The sequence below is a fragment of the Pseudomonas bohemica genome, assembly GCF_002934685.1.
Lineage (GTDB): Bacteria > Pseudomonadota > Gammaproteobacteria > Pseudomonadales > Pseudomonadaceae > Aquipseudomonas > Aquipseudomonas bohemica.
The window spans coordinates 15,080-29,968 of record NZ_NKHL01000070.1 but is presented as its reverse complement, the minus strand read 5'-3'; the positions used below and the strand labels follow the sequence as shown (position 1 = coordinate 29,968).

Here is a 14,889-nt window from a genome sequence, read left to right as displayed (position 1 = left end):
CTGACTGCGCCTTTTTCCCGAATCCATTGGTTCCTCCTGAGGAAAGGTCAGAAGGTGTAAACCTTATTCAGGACGGGACAATGGAACAAGAAAAGCCGCGACGGGTCGCGGCTTTTGTGTGGTCAGTACCCAGAGTCAGTCGGCAACGATGGCATAGGTTTCGATTTCAACTTTCTGCCAGGGGCGTAGCATCGAGTCGACCTGGATCAGGCTGCTCGCCGGGCGAATGCCGTCGAACACTTCGCTGTGCGCGGTGGCGACCAACGTTGCGTCGTTGATGTCGCGCAGGTAAACCACCGTGCGCACCACGTCCTCCGCGCTCATGTGCGCTTCAGTCAATACCTTCTGCACAGTGATGAGAATCGCCTGCGCCTGCTCGTAGGCATTGCTGTGTTCGTATTCGGGCGAGGCGCACGTGCCGGAGATGTGCAGGTGATTGCCCACGCGCACCGCGCGGGAGTACCCGAACACTGACTCGTACTGGCCACCCGAAGAGATGTTTTGCCGCGTTGCAGTTTTACTGGTCATGTCGTGTCTCATTTTGGGAGGGGTTTACCGGTGGAATCCTTGATGAACAGGATCGATATCAGGCCGACTACGGCACCGGCGATCAGGTACCAGGCCGGAATCATCTGGTTGCCGGTCGCCGAAATCAGCCAGGTGTTGATCAGCGGCGCGGTGCCGCCGAAAAGTGACACTGCGAGGTTGTAGCTGATGGCCAGTGCGCTGTAGCGCACGCGAGCGCTGAACAGCGAGGTCAGGGTCGCCGGCATCGCACCCTCAAAAAACAGCTGGGCCAGGGTCAGCGTCAGCAGCGCGATGAACAGGAAACCGACCTTGCCGGTGTGCAGCAACATGAAGCAGGGGAACGCCATCACGATCAGCAGCACACATCCACAGAGGATCATGCGCTTGCGCCCCAGGCGATCAGCCAGAAGGCCGGACACCGGAATCAGCACCAGCATGAACAGCGTCGCCGTCAGACCGAGCGAAACAGCGAAGCTGTTGCTGTAGCCGAGTACGTTTTCCAGATAGCCGGGGATGTACCCCAGGACGATGTAGTAGGTGACATTGAACACGGTCACCAGGCCCATGCACTTGAGCATTTGCGGCCACTGGCTGACCATTAGGCTGAACAGGCTGGTTTTTTCACCCGACGCCGATTTATGCAGCGCTTCTTGCTGCTGGATTTCCTTGAATATCGGAGTTTCTTCCAGCCCCAGGCGCAAATACAGCGCAATCAGACCCAGCAGCCCGCCGATGGCAAAAAGGACCCGCCAGCCCCATTGAGCCATCGCCTGTTCCCCCAGGGCGAGGGTGAACAGGCTGACCACGGCACCGCCGAGCAGAAAGCCCGAGATGTTGCCGAATTCAAGCCAACTGGTGAAAAAACCTCGGCGTTTGTCCGGAGCATGTTCGGCAATGAAGGTGCACGAGCCGCCGTATTCGCCGCCAGTGGACAGGCCTTGTAGCAATCTCATCAGGATCAGCAGCACGGGCGCCAACACGCCGATGCTGGCGTACCCGGGTATCAGTGCAATAGCAAAGGTGGCGATGGCCATGAGCGAGATGCTCAGGGACAACGCGGTACGGCGTCCGTATTTGTCACCCAGGGGGCCGAAGATCAGGCTGCCCAGGGGGCGGATTAGAAAGCCTGCGGCGAAGGTGGCGTAGATCGCCATCAATTGGGCGGTGGGGTTGTCATCGTGGAAAAAGGTTTTGCCGATGATGCCGGCCAATGAGGAATACAGCGCAAAGTCGAACCATTCGACCATATTGCCCAGCGTCACGCCGATCACGGCCTTTGAAAGCGGTCTGCGCGAGTGCTCGGCTGGGGCGCGGTTGCTGGAAAAATCGGGAACTGCGGTAGCGCGTAATTCGCCCATGATATTGCCCTCTGTAGTAGTTGTAGTGAGGCAGCAGTCAAAGGAGGAACAGGCCCACGTCTGGCGCGTGGGGCCTGTGTCAGGTCAGCGCATGAACACACCGCCGGCGATGCACAAGGATTCGCCCGTGACGTAGGAGGGCCTGGCGCTCAACTGCCAGACCCAGTCGGCGATTTCTTCGACGCGCGCGGCGCGCTTGAGAGGAATGGATTGGATGGCCGCTTCGATACGACCCCCGGCTCTGGTCCCTTCCGTGTCGACCCAGCCGGGCGCAACAGCGTTGACCACGATGTTGTGCTCGGCCAGTTCTATGGCCAGCGAGCGCGTCATGGAAACCACTGCCGCTTTCGAGGCGCTGTACAGCAGCTGGTTTTTCGACACGGTGAACGCATCGACCGAGGCGAAGAACACGATGGCCCCCCCTCCGGCTGCTTTCAGGTGACGGGTGCCGATACGCGCGATGTTCAATGACCCCAGCACGTTTATGTCGAAAATTGTTCGATATAACGCCTCGTTGTAGCTGTCCAGTGACGAGGTCGGGAAGATCCCGGCCGCGTTGATGATGGCACGCAGCGGCGCCTTGCCGTCGAGGGCTGCGTCCACTGCGCCGGTGAGTGCGTCTTCACGGGTGATGTCGCCGACCACCGGCGAAAACAACGCGCTTGCTGCCTGTTTGCTGGGCATAACGTCAATGGCCACGACGTGCCAGCCTTCATTCTGAAAGCGTTGTGCAACGGCTTGGCCCATGCCCGATGACGTGCCGGTAACGATGACGCTGGAGTGCGGTGCAGTGTTCATGGTGGGTACCCGATCAAGCCAGTTGAGGGAGCGGGGCGCCAGGCCCCACAGCCAGTTCCATGACGTCCAGCTGGCGCTGGGTGTCCTGATAGTTGGCCAGCCATTCACGTTTGACGATGTCGATGCGTGACTCGGCCGATTGCAGTCTGGCGAACTTGGCGGCCAGACCTTTCATGCCACCGGCACGCAGCTTGAGCAAACGCATGACCAGTCTGGTCTGCTCGCAATACACCGGCCATTGCGGCCCACGTGGGGCGCCTAGGCCGATGTAGAACAGGCCCTCCAGATTGGTCGGCAGCGTCATGGCCGCCGTGCGCAGCGGTACGCCGTCACGCCATTGCAGCAGACTCTCGTCAAGGAACGGCAAGCGCGTGTTGAAACCGGTGGCCCAGACGATGGTGTCGTAATCGGCTTGGGTGCCGTCGGTGAACGTGACCGTCTTGCCTTCGATGTTCTCGATCCCGGGAGCGACCTTGATGCGCCCGTGCTGAATCCAGTACAGCAACAGGGTGTTGACCACTGGTGGCTGTGCGTCCAGGTCATAGGTTTGCGGCGCGGGCAGGCCGGGGTAATTCTTGTGGGTCCCGACGCTGGCCATGATCAGCATGTTCATGATCATGTTTTGCTGCTCCGGTGGCAGCTGTCCGAGCAATGGCAACTCCCCACGCGGCAGGCCGAAAATCGTCTTGGGCTGGAAGAGCTGCCCGCGTCGAATGGCGATGGTGGTGTCCAGACGCGCCTGGGCAGCATCCACCGCCAGGTCGCAGCCGGAGTTGCCGAAGCCGACCACCAGCACCTTGCCTTCGACCTGCTGCACGTTGCGGTATTCACCGGAGTGGATCGATACACCGGTAAAACGTTTGCCCACTTCCGGGATCTTGCAGTCCCACAAATGCCCATTGGCGACCAGAACACCTGCATAACGCCTGCGGGTGCCATCGGCGAGGGTCGCCTGCCAGCCCGCTTCGCCATTTTCGCAAAGGGGGGAGAGGCTGCGGACCTCGGTATTGAAGGAGATTTTCTTGCGCAGCCCAAAGGTGTCGGTGTAGGCGTTCATGTACGCCTTGACCTGATCGCGACTCGGGTATACCGGGTAATCGGCCGGCATCGGGAAGCCATCGAAGCACGAGCTGTTTTTGGGAGTGATCAGGTGCAGCGCATCGTAGTCGGTATTCCAGTGACCGCCGATGTTCGCGGACTTTTCAAAGCAGTCCACCTGAAAGCCGGCATCCGTCATGGTCTTCAATGCAGCCAGACCGGCCGCCCCGGCGCCGATGATGCAGTAGTGCAGTTGATTGGACATTCTGACTCCCCGTTCTTCAAACCCTGGAAGCGCCTCGTCTTGGCGTCCGTGGCTGGAGTATCCGTCCGGGAAACGGGCGGATGAATGGGCAAAGCCATGTGTTTCCCATAGGTATTGCCTATGGCTAAATCGTCTCCAGATGCGCGTATAGATTCTGGATCCGGCTCAGGTGACTGCGCATCAGGTTCATCAATACTCGGGTCGGCGGCGAGATCGGCGTGTCGTGGCGATGAATAAAGCCGAACACTTCGAATATCGCCGGAGAAAGCGGCACCCAACCCAAGCGGTCGTTAAACCCCAACTGATGCAGGATCGGCCGGGTGGCGATGACATCCCCCAGTCCGCGGGCGGCCAGCTCAAATCCGGTGATCTGGTGCTCCACCTCGATGATCGGGTCCAGTACCTCGCCTCCCTTGGCGGCCAGTTGCGCCAACAGGCGGCGAATGGGATCGCCGGTGCTCCAGCGCGCCTCGGTCAGAATCAACGGCGCACCGGCCAGATCGCTGATGGTTTTCGGACCCTTGAGTCGTACGGGGTCGGCACTGATGTAGCCGACTTGGGCCGACCACACCGGCTCGGTGACCGTGAGGTTCTGCTGCTTGATAGGCAGCATCACAAGGCCGGCTTCGATCTCGCCCTGGCTGACCAGTTCGGCGATTTCCGAAGAGTTATAGCCAACAATCTTGATGCGCATGTCGGGGTAGAGCGTTCGGAACTGCTCGATCAGGTCGGTGAGAAAGTAATGATGCGCCGTGCCGAAGGTGCCGAAGCTGGCGACCCCGCCGGACAGCTCACGCACCGCCTGCACGGCTTCATAGCCTTGTCGCGCCGCCGTTACCATGCCTTGGGCGAAGGGCCGCAGACGGCGTCCTGCCTCGGTCAGCATCAGTCGGCGGTTGGTGCGAATGAACACATGGGTGCCCAGGTGTTCTTCGAGGCGCAGGATTTGCTCGGAAAGGGAAGGTTGGGATATATGCAGGCTTTCCGCCGCCCTGGAGAACGTGCCGTGCTCGATGGCGGCGAGAAAATAATGGAGCTGTTGCAGGGTCATGGCGCTTTCCATCATCGGGATGACGGGAACATGACACAGCCCGGCTGTACTGCCCAGCGCGCGACGTATGACTGTCCGCTTCTTGCTTTCACGAAGTGACCGGTCGCACCCCCAGCCGACTCGCCCCAGGCGGTTGCCCGGTGATGCGTTTGAACGCGCGGCTGAACGCGGCTTGCGAGGTGTAGCCGAGCCGCTGCGCCACTTCCTCGATCGACAGTCTTTCCAGTGTCAGCCACTGACTGGCCAACCTCATGCGTAACTCGGTGGCGTAGCGCAGGGGAGGGATACCGATGGTGGCTTGGAAGCGGTCGGCGAAGACCGAGCGAGAGGTATGACATTGCGCTGCCAGCTGCGCCACACTCCAGTCGCGACCCGGCTGCTGATGCAAGGCCAGAAGCGCCCGGGCCAGGCGTGGGTCACGCAGTGCGGCTACCAACCCCGAAGCGTTACTGCAGGCGCACTCCACCCAGCCGCGTACGACCATCGCTGCAACCACATCGGCGAGCCGCGCGAGAATGCCGGGAAAACCGACGCGGGCGGCGCTGACTTCACGCTCCATGGTCGCAAGAATTGGCATCAATCCGGGGTAACGCTGGCCTCTGGCATCGATCAGCATGAGGCCCGGCATCAACTTGCCGAGCCCCTGGATGCTGCCCAGTTCGAACTCCATGCAGGCGCTGAAGAGCAGGGCAGCAGGCGCGACGTCGCCTTCCAGTCCCGCTTCGACCGCGCTGACGGCGTCACCGAGAGGAGCGGCGTCGAGGCTGTCGATGTCCTGCACAGCGACGTCGGGACTGGAAAGCAGCTGATGGCCTGCACCATGGGAGATGAACACGGCATTGCCCGCCGACAATTCGTAAAGCGGCCCGTCATCCATGCGCAGCACGGCATTGCCGGCCGCGAGAAAGTGAAACCAGGCGTATCCAGGCTTGTCGGCGAACCCCAGCCCGAAAGGCGGCCCGGCCTGGATCCGGCGATACTCGACGCCGCGCAGACGCATGCCACGTAGCAACTCGTTGATGAGGTCAGAGGACAGGGCGAACTGATCTGCTGCGTTCATTTCGGGGTTTTGGTCAAAGAATCAGGATTGTGCATCATAGATCATCCAGTTTTTCGCGCCTAGACTGCCGGTCGTGATTATTTTTGAAGGATGTCTGGCAATGAATGACGATACGTGTGACGCGATATTTGATGGGGGCAAAGGCGTCGAAGAGGAGTTGGAACCGTCCACCCCCGCCTGGATGGCGGTGCTCTCGCTGACGATGGGGGTGTTCGGATTGCTGACGGCAGAGTACCTGCCCGCCAGTCTGCTGACGCCGATGGCTGTTGACCTCGGCGTCTCCGAAGCGCTGGCTGGGCAAGCGGTGACGGTCACGGCAGTGGTGGCGCTGTTTTCCGGATTGCTGGTGCCAGGACTGACCCGCAGGCTCGACAGGCGCGTGGTGCTGCTGGGCTTTTCCACGCTGATGATTGCCTCCAATCTATTGGTTGCCTTGTCCTCCAGCCTCGCGGTGCTGCTGTTGATGCGCATCCTGTTGGGCATCGCGCTGGGCGGTTTCTGGAGCATGGCCGCAGCCGTTGCCATGCGCCTGGTACCGGCGGCACTGCTGCCACGGGCGCTGTCGATCATCTTTAGCGGCATCGCTGTAGGAGCCGTGGTGGCGGTGCCGCTGGGCAGCTATCTGGGAGGACTGTATGGCTGGCGCAGCGCTTTTGTCGCGGCGGCCGCCGTGGGTGTAATGACGCTGACGTTCCAGCTGGTCACCCTCCCACCGCTGGCACCCCGCCGGGCGGCACGTTTGAGAACGGTTCTGGAGGTGTTGCTGCGCCCCGGCATCGCCGTCGGGATGCTCGGCTGCGTGCTGGTACACACCGCCCACTTCGCGCTGTTCACTTATATCCGGCCATTTCTGGAAAGCACCACTGGCGTCGGCCCCGACACATTGGCGCTCATGCTGCTGGGCTTCGGCGCGGCGAATTTCGTCGGCACGCTGTTGACCGGTTGGCTGCTTGAGCGCAGCCCGCGTGGGACGCTGGTGCTGATGCCGGTGTTGGTAGGTGTTGCAGCCTTGGCGCTTGTGCTGCTGCCAGCTTCCGTGACGGGGCAGGCGATGCTCCTGGCCTTGTGGGGCATGGCGTTCGGCGGTGTGCCCGTGGCGTGGTCGAACTGGGTCGCTCGCGCGGTGCCCGATCAGGCAGAAAGCGCCGGAGGAATGGTAGTGGCTTCGGTGCAGTCCGCCATCGCTGCCGGTGCCGCCGCGGGAGGCGCGATGTTCAGCTTCAGCGGTATCAGCGGCGTATTCGTTGCCGCCGGCATATTGATGCTGTTGGCGGCGCTGCTGATTGCCCTGCGGGTTCGGGTCGATGCCCCGCAGTCAGGGTCGCAAAACGCTCCGGCGCTGCACCTCTGACCCACTCCATTGAGCAGCAGATTCTGTGCCCACAAGTGGCACCCATGATTCGGAGAACACCCATGAATAATTCGACGTCCCGTCAAAGGCGCCTCAAATCGTTGCGCGCGGCAGGTGTCGGTAATGCGCTGGAATGGTTCGACTGGACGCTGTACGCCACCTTTTCCGTGTATCTGGCCGGCAACCTTTTCGACAAGACCGACCCGCGCTCGTCGATGTTGTCCACGCTCGCCGTATTCGCTGTCGGATTTGTCGCACGGCCTGTGGGTGGCCTGGTCTTCGGCCGTCTGAGCGACCGTCTCGGACGCAGAACCATCATGGTGATCACCATGCTGCTACTGGCCCTCAGCAGCCTCGGGATTGCACTGATCCCGGCTTATGAGGATGTCGGCTTGTTCGCATCGGCAGCGCTGCTGTTTTTCCGCCTGATGCAGGGCCTCGCCCATGGGGGCGAGACCGGAGTGTCGTACACCTACGTGGCCGAAATCGCCCCTAGCAAGCAGCGCGGTTTGTGGTCCAGTTCGGTGTATATCGCAGTGACGATTGGCGTGATGGCCGCCACTGCGGTGGCCGCGACGCTGACCTGGCTGCTGGGCGCGCAAGCGATGAGCGCCTATGGCTGGCGTATCGGTTTCGTCATCGGCGGGGTGCTCGGTATCTACGCGCTTCTCCTGCGCCGCAGTGCCGAAGAATCCCATGTGTTCGTCGCGCAGCAACGACAGGTGCGGCCCGCACGACCTTTAACCCGCAGCCAGGTCATGGGCATCGCGCGCAACATCGTGATGCTCGCCGCCGCTGCCAATGTCACCTACTACGCCTGGGTCACGTTCGGTGCGTCGACGGCTATCGCCCAGGGGATGGATGCCACAGGGGCGTATCTGGCCAGTCTGCTGGCGCAGATCCTGTGCGTCGGCTGGCTACCGGTCTGCGGCATGCTCTCCGACCGGATTGGCCGCAAGCCTATGGTGATTGCATGGGGCGTGTGTGTGGTGGTGCTGACCTATCCCATTTCAATCATGGTCACCACTGCGCCTTATACGCTGTTCCTGGCCCAAGTGATTGGGCTGGGCGCCTGGTCGTTGATCGCCGCGATATTTCCCGCTGTGCTGTCGGAGCAAGTCCCGACCCAGGCTCGGGCTCAGGGGGTGGGATTCGTCTCGTCGATCTCGGTGGCGATTTTCGGCGGCACGGCGCCTTACCTCCACGCCTGGCTCAGCGGGGCGGGGCTTGAGTCGCTCTACATCGGTTACGTCATGGCGCTGGGGTTGATCACGGTGATCGTCGGCTTGCTGATCAGCGAGACCGCAGGCATCGACCTGGCGGACATTCAAGCGCCGGGAGCTGCTCTGGCGGCCACCACGGCCCAGCCAATGGCGTCGCAGAAGTGACGTTCTGGCGTGTCAATCTCGCGACTGAAAACAACTTGAGGGATATCAAACAATGAGCGTTACAGACGTGACGAAAGCCACTGCCCGTGGCGAACGGCCGGGCGCAGCGGTGACGGTCAGCCAGACCTCAGGACCCCGCCAGGCCGCGCGGGAGGTCTGGGTCGAGGTTGCGTCCGATACGGGCCCGGCGGCCGCCTGGTGCTATTCCGACAATCGAGCCTATGTGCCGGGGGATACGGTGCGCTTGCACCTGTCTTCGAACACTTCTCAAGTGGCACTGCGGATTTATCGTGACGGCGCCACGGCATTGACCGTGCATCAAACCGACCTGGCCAGCGCGAACTTTCATGAACTGCCTGAGCGGAGCTATGAACGCGGCTGCGAATGGCCGGTGTTCGCGCAGTGGGCAATTCCCGCGGATGCCGAATCTGGCGGCTATGTGGTTGAAATCCAAGATGGAGCTGGCGCGGTGCTCGGGCACCATCTGTTCATTGTCAAAGCGGCGCGAAAGCACTCGAATGCCCTGGCACTGGTAGCAGCAACCTCCACTTGGGCTGCCTATAACGACTGGGGTGGCGCCAACCACTATTACGGGGTCAATCCCGGCACGCCTCGGGGCCGCTCGCCGCTGTTATCCACGCAACGCCCCTGGGCCCGCGGTCAGGTGTGGCTGCCGGCGGACGCCCCCCGCTCAATCAACGCCGCGCGCCCCGCAAAGCCTGGCCCCGCGCGCTATGAATTCATCGAATGGGCTGCGCTCAACGGTTTCAGCAAGTATTACGCGCTGGCGGGATGGGCCTCATACGAGCGGCCGTTCGTGGTGTGGGCAGAAACGCAGGGCTACGCCATCGATTTGCTGACCCAGGACGATCTGCATCACGACCCGGATGCGTTGGCGGGGTACGCCTGCGCGGTTTTCGTCGGGCATGATGAATACTGGTCACGTGAGATGCGCGACCACGTGGACGCGTTTGTCGAAGGCGGCGGGAAAGTCGCTCGCTTCGCGGGAAACTTCATGTGGCAGATCCGCCTGGAGGATAACGGTAAGCGTCAGGTCGCCTACAAATACGATGCCCACGCGCTCGACCCGCTTGCCGCGACCCATCCCGACGTGTTGACCGGCGCCTGGGAGGACCCGATGATCGGCCATCCCGGCGCCAGCACGTTCGGGGTCAACGCCCTGCGCGGTATATACGCAGGATTCGGCGGCATGGCCCGACGCAGCCCGCGCGGCTATACCCTGTTCAGGCCCGAGCATTGGGCCTTCGTCGGGACCGGGTTGGGTTATGCGGATATGTTCGGTGATGCGGCGAATATCTTTGGCTACGAGGTGGACGGTCTGGACTACACCTTCGTCGACGGCCTGCCAGAGCCTCTCGGAACCGACGGCGCTCCTTCTGGGCTGAAAATCCTCGCCATGGGCTGGGCGACGGTCGCCGAGCAGGGCCGCGCTGAAGATTCGTATTCCTTCATGCTCGGTGATGCGGACGCACGGTTTCGCGCCTCGCTGCTGGCGACTGATCTGTCGGATGAAAACATCGTACGGCATAGCCGGGGCACCGGCATGGTGGTGCATTTCAGCAAAGGGCGGGGCGAAGTATTTACAGCGGCAACCTGCGAGTGGGTACGCGGCCTCATATTGGAGGAGACCTACACCGTCACCATCACCAGGAACGTACTGGATCGCTTTTTGCGAGGTGCGCAGGGGGATTGATTAGAGAGTGCATATGAGCATCACCGCATGCCACTCGGACGAGAAGGATGCATGCGCGTTGAGCGATGCATCCTTAAGTGGTCTACCTTTTTATTGGTCCGGCTTTGATTGGCTTGGTTGGGGCGATCAGCTTGGAAAGTCAGCCGAGACACTGATTTCCCGAACCCCTTCGATTTGCTCCAGACGCGTGCGACGATCGGCCACCACGTTGTCATGCCCCCATTTGCCCAGTGGCAGATGGCGGGGCGGGTTATCCATCTGGGTGAGGGCGATCATGGCTTCGCCGGCACGCACCGGATCACCGGCCTGGCTGCCGCTGTTCTTCTTCGTAGACTCCAGTCGCGCGCCTGCGGTCTGCTGATAGTCGGCAATGGCAGTGGCGGTCTGACGCAGCGAACGGCCTGCCCAATCGGTACGAAAGGGCCCCGGCTCAACGCAGGTGACGGAAATGCCCAGCGGTTCGACTTCCGTTTTCAATGCGTCGGACCAGCCTTCAACCGCGTGTTTCGACGCCGCGTAATAGCCCGATCCCGGAAAGCCGATCAGCCCTGCTACCGACGTGATATTGATGATGTGACCACTTCTTTGTGCCCGCATGATCGGCAACACTGCACGGGTGATAGCGAACAGACCGAACACGTTGGCGTCGAACTGAGCGCGGATTTCAGCTTCCTCGCCTTCTTCGACGGTGCTCTGATAGCCGTAGCCGGCGTTGTTGACCAGCACGTCTATCCGACCGAACGTTGCCTTGGCGGCAGCGACAGCCGCCTCGATCTGCTCGGACTTCGTGACGTCCAGATCCAGCGCCAACACACGCTCCTGGGCATTGTCGGCCAGGTCAGCGACCTTCGATTTATCTCGGGCGGTGGCGATAAGGCGCCAGCCCCGATCAACGATCAGTTTGGCCAACTCCCGGCCAAAACCGGTCGAGCAGCCGGTGATGAGCCAGACAGGGGTATCGTTTGCGTCGGTTGTCATGATTCAGCTCTCCGTCAAGTCAAAAATGCTATCTGCCCCGGAGGGGGACAGGCAAAACACGGTGGATATCCGCTTGGACTCGCAATGGCTGAACTTCGTTTCCCGTGTTTGCCAGCAATTGATGCTGATGACGACTGGCCAAGTGCAGTCGGCGAGCGGGCAGTGACCAGACCCTTTAGCGTCCGTTAAGCACGGCAACGACGTGTCGGGCGCATCTGCTCGGTGGTCGGTCAGTCCTCGGCTGGATTGAGCGCGTCCTGGCCGGATTCGGCCGCCAGTTTCAGTCGGTCGGCCTTGCTGATGTATTTAGGCTTGTTTCGCGGCGCCAGTTTGGCATTGGCTTTTTTGGCGTGAGCTTCCAGGAGCTGCTTGATCTTTTTACGTCGGTTCATGTTTGTCACTCGTCTGCTCGATCTCTGGAAGGGTATCAGGTCCGGGCCTGAGCAGCTCGAGCGAGGGGCGGGGACCGGGCGAGTTCATATTCGCTGCGCCCGGCTTGTCTCAACGCCTACCGCGCAAAGCCCGTCCTCAGATCATCCAGCAATCCAGGCCCATTCGGTCGCCAGCCCAGGCGCGTCCGGGTCTTTTCGCTCGACGCGGTCATGTCTTTTCCGGCGAAGGCGGTCAGCCAGCCGAAATGCGCCGCTGCCTCTTCCTTCGACAGCGCCACGGTGGGCACACCGAGACCCTGGCCGATGACCTGAGCGATGTCCCGAGCAGCGATCGCCTGTTCGGCAGTGGCGTGGTAGCGGGCGCCGGGTTGATGCTTTTCCAACGCCAGCCGATACAGGTGAGCGGTATCGGCCAGGTGCGCAGCGGACCAGTGTTCAAGGCCTTCACCGACGTAGGCCGACACGCCCTTTTGCCGCGCCAGTTCGATGAGGTAGGTGACCAGGCCCTGTTTGACCGGGTTGTGAATCTGCGACAGACGCATGACCACTACGTTGACGCCGCGCTGGCTTAGCGCCTGACCTGCCAGCTCCGAGGCGACACGAGGGTTGGGGTGCGCCGGATCAAAGTGATCTTCGTCCGCCACCTGACCCGGCGCGGACGAACCCATCGGCGTGCCAGAGGTGATGAGCAGTGGCCGCGTCGAACCTTCCAGCACCGCGCCGAGCGTTGCGATGACGCGCGCGTCCTTCTGGCAGTTCTCGACGAAGTGGGCGAAGTTGTGATCGAACGCGGTGTGAATGACGGCGTCGCAGCTCTCGGCGCCTTTGCGCAGGCTGGCTGGATCTTCGATGTCGCCTCGATGCGGCTCTGCACCGAGTGTCAGCAGCAAGCGCTCGCCTTCATCGGAGCGGGTCAGGCCCAGCACCTGGTGCCCAGCGTCGAGCAATTCGCGGGCGACCTGAGAGCCGACGAAACCTGTGGAGCCGGTAAGAAATACGCGCATGGGTCAAATCTCTCTTTGCTGAAAGCACCAGCCTGCGCGTAGTGTTTATCCAGTTAAAGCCGTGACGTTATCAGGGTATGAAAACTAACAGGATCTCCATGTCAGACCAATCGGTTCAGCTATTGGGTGCGTATTTGAAAGACTGCCGGGCGCGTCTGGATCCGGCGAGCTTCGGCTTCAGCAATGCGCGCAGGCGTACGCCAGGCCTGCGTCGGGAAGAAGTCGCGCAGCGGGCCAACATCAGCCCCACGTGGTACACCTGGCTGGAGCAGGGGCGCGGCGGCGCGCCGTCTTCGGAGGTGTTGAACCGCATCGCCCAGGGCCTGCTGATGACCGAGCCCGAGCGCGAACATCTGTTCATGCTTGCCTTCGGGCATCCGCCGGAAGTGGTTTACCGCGCCCCAGCGGGCGTCACTCCGCGTCTGCAAAGGCTGCTGGATACCCTCACGTTCAGCCCTGCGATCGTCAAGACCGCCACCTGGGATGTACTGGCCTGGAACCGCGCTGCGGCGGTGGTGTTCACCGACTACAGCCTGCTGCCGGTGGAGGAGCGCAATATCCTGCGCCTGATGTTCTGCCGCGCCGGTGTGCGCGAACGCCAGGACGATTGGGAAGCGATGGCGCGCTTCGTGGTCGGCGCATTCCGCGCCGACGCCATCCGCGCAGGCGCGGCCTCCGAAGTCAGCAAATTGGCCGATGAACTGTGTCTGCGCAGCCCCGAGTTCGCGACCTTCTGGCGCGACAACGACGTACGGGTTCATGGCGAGGGCACCAAGCGCATCCATCACCCCACTCAGGGGGTGATCGCGTTGGAATTTTCCGGCTTTGCGGTCGATGGACGACCGGACCTGGGCATGATCATTTACAACCCGGTGACGGCTGAGGATGTGCAGCGGGTTCGTGCGCTCGTGGGCTGAAAGCACGACGCTACCGAGTTGCGTGTGCCGGCGTGTTGGCCTGATCGAGCGTCCGAGCACTGGATCAGGCCAACACCGCTCAGAGGTCGAGCACCAACCGGCTGGACAGGCTACGCGAGCAACACAGTGTCATCTGGTTGTTGAGCAGTTTTTCCCCATCGCTCAGGACGCTGTCTCGATGACAAGGCGTGCCCTGGAGCACTGGCGTCAGACAGGCGCCACAGAAGCCTTGTTCGCAGGACAGCGGAACCTCGATGCTCGCGGCCAGCAGGGCCTGGGCAATGGATTGATCCGCGGGCACCCGCACCACCTGTCCTGATGAATGCAACTGAACCTCGAAGCTATCCTCCGGATTTGTCGCGGTGTTCACGTCTACCGAAAATGCTTCTTGGTGGATCTGATTCTGTGACCACCCGAAGGCGATGGCCCGCTCGGTCATGCTGCTCATGAAGGCGTTGGGACCGCACAGATAGACGCGACTGTTGGTCTCGGGTCGTTGCAGGTCTTCGGGTATGTGATGACGTGGACTTTTGCCTTCATCGCTGTGATGAAGCCGGACGCAGCGCTGCGGGTAGCTGCTTTTCAGGCGCCCGGCGTAGGCCGCTTCGGCGCGTGTGCGGGTGTAGTAATGCAGCGCGAACGACTGCCCTGTCTCGTGCAGCTCGGCCGCCATGGACAACAATGGCGTGATGCCGATGCCGGCGGCCACCAACACGTGATGCGCGGCCGGCTGAATGGCAAACAGATTGCGTGGCCGGGAAATCTCCAATTCGGCGTTGAGGGCCAGGCCTTCGTGCATGAAACGCGAGCCGCCACGGGAGGCGGCCTCTTTTTTAACGCACAGTTCGTAGTGGTCCAGGCTTGAGGGGGCGCTGGCGATGGAGTACTGCCGAATCAGCCCTGAGGGCAGAAACACATCGACATGGGAACCCGCTGAGAACGCGGGCAACGCCTGGCCGCAAACAGCCTCCAGGCGGACGCTCAGGTTGGCGTTGCCTTGTGCCTGCAGCTGGGTGACTCGGACGTGCAAATGGCTCATGACGCACC

14 protein-coding genes are annotated in these 14,889 nt (G+C 61.7%); 4 read left to right on the top strand and 10 right to left on the bottom strand.

What is annotated here, in order from left to right:
- Positions 1 to 135: 135 nt before the first annotated feature.
- The 6 genes from CE491_RS02380 to CE491_RS02355 all read right to left on the bottom strand — a co-directional run bounded on the left by CE491_RS02380 (position 136) and on the right by CE491_RS02355 (position 6,098).
- A complete protein-coding gene (locus CE491_RS02380) occupies positions 136 to 528 on the bottom strand; it encodes a Rid family hydrolase (protein ID WP_110946774.1) in 393 nt (130 codons plus the stop codon).
- Between the two features lie 8 nt (positions 529 to 536).
- Positions 537 to 1,886 (bottom strand): MFS transporter, encoded by a 1,350-nt coding sequence (locus CE491_RS02375; RefSeq protein WP_110946773.1) that lies wholly within the window; start codon positions 1,884 to 1,886, stop codon positions 537 to 539.
- An 84-nt stretch (positions 1,887 to 1,970) separates the two neighbouring features.
- Positions 1,971 to 2,684, bottom strand: coding sequence for an SDR family NAD(P)-dependent oxidoreductase (locus CE491_RS02370; protein WP_110946772.1), 714 nt, complete (start codon positions 2,682 to 2,684; stop codon positions 1,971 to 1,973).
- 13 nt (positions 2,685 to 2,697) lie between these two features.
- Complete coding sequence (locus tag CE491_RS02365) at positions 2,698 to 3,987, bottom strand: flavin-containing monooxygenase (RefSeq protein ID WP_110946771.1); 1,290 nt, start codon at positions 3,985 to 3,987, stop codon at positions 2,698 to 2,700.
- A 124-nt stretch (positions 3,988 to 4,111) separates the two neighbouring features.
- Positions 4,112 to 5,038: a LysR family transcriptional regulator gene (locus tag CE491_RS02360; RefSeq protein ID WP_110946770.1), complete on the bottom strand. Its 927-nt coding sequence runs from the start codon at positions 5,036 to 5,038 to the stop codon at positions 4,112 to 4,114.
- An 88-nt stretch (positions 5,039 to 5,126) separates the two neighbouring features.
- Positions 5,127 to 6,098 carry an AraC family transcriptional regulator gene (locus CE491_RS02355; RefSeq protein ID WP_110946769.1) on the bottom strand — a complete coding sequence of 324 codons (972 nt, stop codon included), beginning with the start codon at positions 6,096 to 6,098 and terminating at the stop codon, positions 5,127 to 5,129.
- A gap of 100 nt (positions 6,099 to 6,198) precedes the next feature.
- On the opposite strand from CE491_RS02355, the gene CE491_RS02350 reads away from it, so the two are divergent.
- The 3 genes from CE491_RS02350 (at position 6,199) to CE491_RS02340 (ending at position 10,551) form a co-directional block, all read left to right on the top strand.
- Positions 6,199 to 7,449: an MFS transporter gene (locus tag CE491_RS02350; protein WP_110946768.1), complete on the top strand. Its 1,251-nt coding sequence runs from the start codon at positions 6,199 to 6,201 to the stop codon at positions 7,447 to 7,449.
- A gap of 62 nt (positions 7,450 to 7,511) precedes the next feature.
- Positions 7,512 to 8,837: an MFS transporter gene (locus CE491_RS02345; protein WP_110946767.1), complete on the top strand. Its 1,326-nt coding sequence runs from the start codon at positions 7,512 to 7,514 to the stop codon at positions 8,835 to 8,837.
- 52 nt (positions 8,838 to 8,889) lie between these two features.
- Positions 8,890 to 10,551 (top strand): N,N-dimethylformamidase beta subunit family domain-containing protein, encoded by a 1,662-nt coding sequence (locus CE491_RS02340; RefSeq protein ID WP_110946766.1) that lies wholly within the window; start codon positions 8,890 to 8,892, stop codon positions 10,549 to 10,551.
- Positions 10,552 to 10,677: 126 nt separating this feature from the next.
- Here CE491_RS02340 and CE491_RS02335 read toward each other — a convergent pair whose 3' ends face one another.
- The 3 genes from CE491_RS02335 to CE491_RS02325 form a co-directional block, all read right to left on the bottom strand.
- Positions 10,678 to 11,529: an oxidoreductase gene (locus CE491_RS02335; RefSeq protein WP_110946765.1), complete on the bottom strand. Its 852-nt coding sequence runs from the start codon at positions 11,527 to 11,529 to the stop codon at positions 10,678 to 10,680.
- A gap of 230 nt (positions 11,530 to 11,759) precedes the next feature.
- Positions 11,760 to 11,921 (bottom strand): DUF2986 domain-containing protein, encoded by a 162-nt coding sequence (locus CE491_RS02330; RefSeq protein ID WP_110946764.1) that lies wholly within the window; start codon positions 11,919 to 11,921, stop codon positions 11,760 to 11,762.
- A gap of 116 nt (positions 11,922 to 12,037) precedes the next feature.
- The gene (locus CE491_RS02325; protein ID WP_110946763.1) at positions 12,038 to 12,925 is read right to left on the bottom strand and encodes an SDR family oxidoreductase; all 888 of its coding nucleotides are present in this window, start codon (positions 12,923 to 12,925) and stop codon (positions 12,038 to 12,040) included.
- Positions 12,926 to 13,023: 98 nt separating this feature from the next.
- On the opposite strand from CE491_RS02325, the gene CE491_RS02320 reads away from it, so the two are divergent.
- Positions 13,024 to 13,842, top strand: coding sequence for a helix-turn-helix transcriptional regulator (locus CE491_RS02320; RefSeq protein ID WP_110946762.1), 819 nt, complete (start codon positions 13,024 to 13,026; stop codon positions 13,840 to 13,842).
- A 79-nt stretch (positions 13,843 to 13,921) separates the two neighbouring features.
- Here CE491_RS02320 and CE491_RS02315 read toward each other — a convergent pair whose 3' ends face one another.
- On the bottom strand, positions 13,922 to 14,881 hold the full coding sequence (locus CE491_RS02315; protein WP_110946761.1) for a PDR/VanB family oxidoreductase: 960 nt from the start codon (positions 14,879 to 14,881) through the stop codon (positions 13,922 to 13,924).
- Between the last annotated feature and the right edge of the window lie 8 nt (positions 14,882 to 14,889).

Bases quoted from the DNA above. Each gene is read 5' to 3' on its own strand.
- CE491_RS02380 (WP_110946774.1), bottom strand. From the start codon at position 528: ATGACCAGTAAAACTGCAACGCGGCAAAACATCTCTTCGGGTGGCCAG.
- CE491_RS02375 (WP_110946773.1), bottom strand. From the start codon at position 1,886: ATGGGCGAATTACGCGCTACCGCAGTTCCCGATTTTTCCAGCAACCGC.
- CE491_RS02370 (WP_110946772.1), bottom strand. From the start codon at position 2,684: ATGAACACTGCACCGCACTCCAGCGTCATCGTTACCGGCACGTCATCG.
- CE491_RS02365 (WP_110946771.1), bottom strand. From the start codon at position 3,987: ATGTCCAATCAACTGCACTACTGCATCATCGGCGCCGGGGCGGCCGGT.
- CE491_RS02360 (WP_110946770.1), bottom strand. From the start codon at position 5,038: ATGACCCTGCAACAGCTCCATTATTTTCTCGCCGCCATCGAGCACGGC.
- CE491_RS02355 (WP_110946769.1), bottom strand. From the start codon at position 6,098: ATGAACGCAGCAGATCAGTTCGCCCTGTCCTCTGACCTCATCAACGAG.
- CE491_RS02350 (WP_110946768.1), top strand. From the start codon at position 6,199: ATGAATGACGATACGTGTGACGCGATATTTGATGGGGGCAAAGGCGTC.
- CE491_RS02345 (WP_110946767.1), top strand. From the start codon at position 7,512: ATGAATAATTCGACGTCCCGTCAAAGGCGCCTCAAATCGTTGCGCGCG.
- CE491_RS02340 (WP_110946766.1), top strand. From the start codon at position 8,890: ATGAGCGTTACAGACGTGACGAAAGCCACTGCCCGTGGCGAACGGCCG.
- CE491_RS02335 (WP_110946765.1), bottom strand. From the start codon at position 11,529: ATGACAACCGACGCAAACGATACCCCTGTCTGGCTCATCACCGGCTGC.
- CE491_RS02330 (WP_110946764.1), bottom strand. From the start codon at position 11,921: ATGAACCGACGTAAAAAGATCAAGCAGCTCCTGGAAGCTCACGCCAAA.
- CE491_RS02325 (WP_110946763.1), bottom strand. From the start codon at position 12,925: ATGCGCGTATTTCTTACCGGCTCCACAGGTTTCGTCGGCTCTCAGGTC.
- CE491_RS02320 (WP_110946762.1), top strand. From the start codon at position 13,024: ATGTCAGACCAATCGGTTCAGCTATTGGGTGCGTATTTGAAAGACTGC.
- CE491_RS02315 (WP_110946761.1), bottom strand. From the start codon at position 14,881: ATGAGCCATTTGCACGTCCGAGTCACCCAGCTGCAGGCACAAGGCAAC.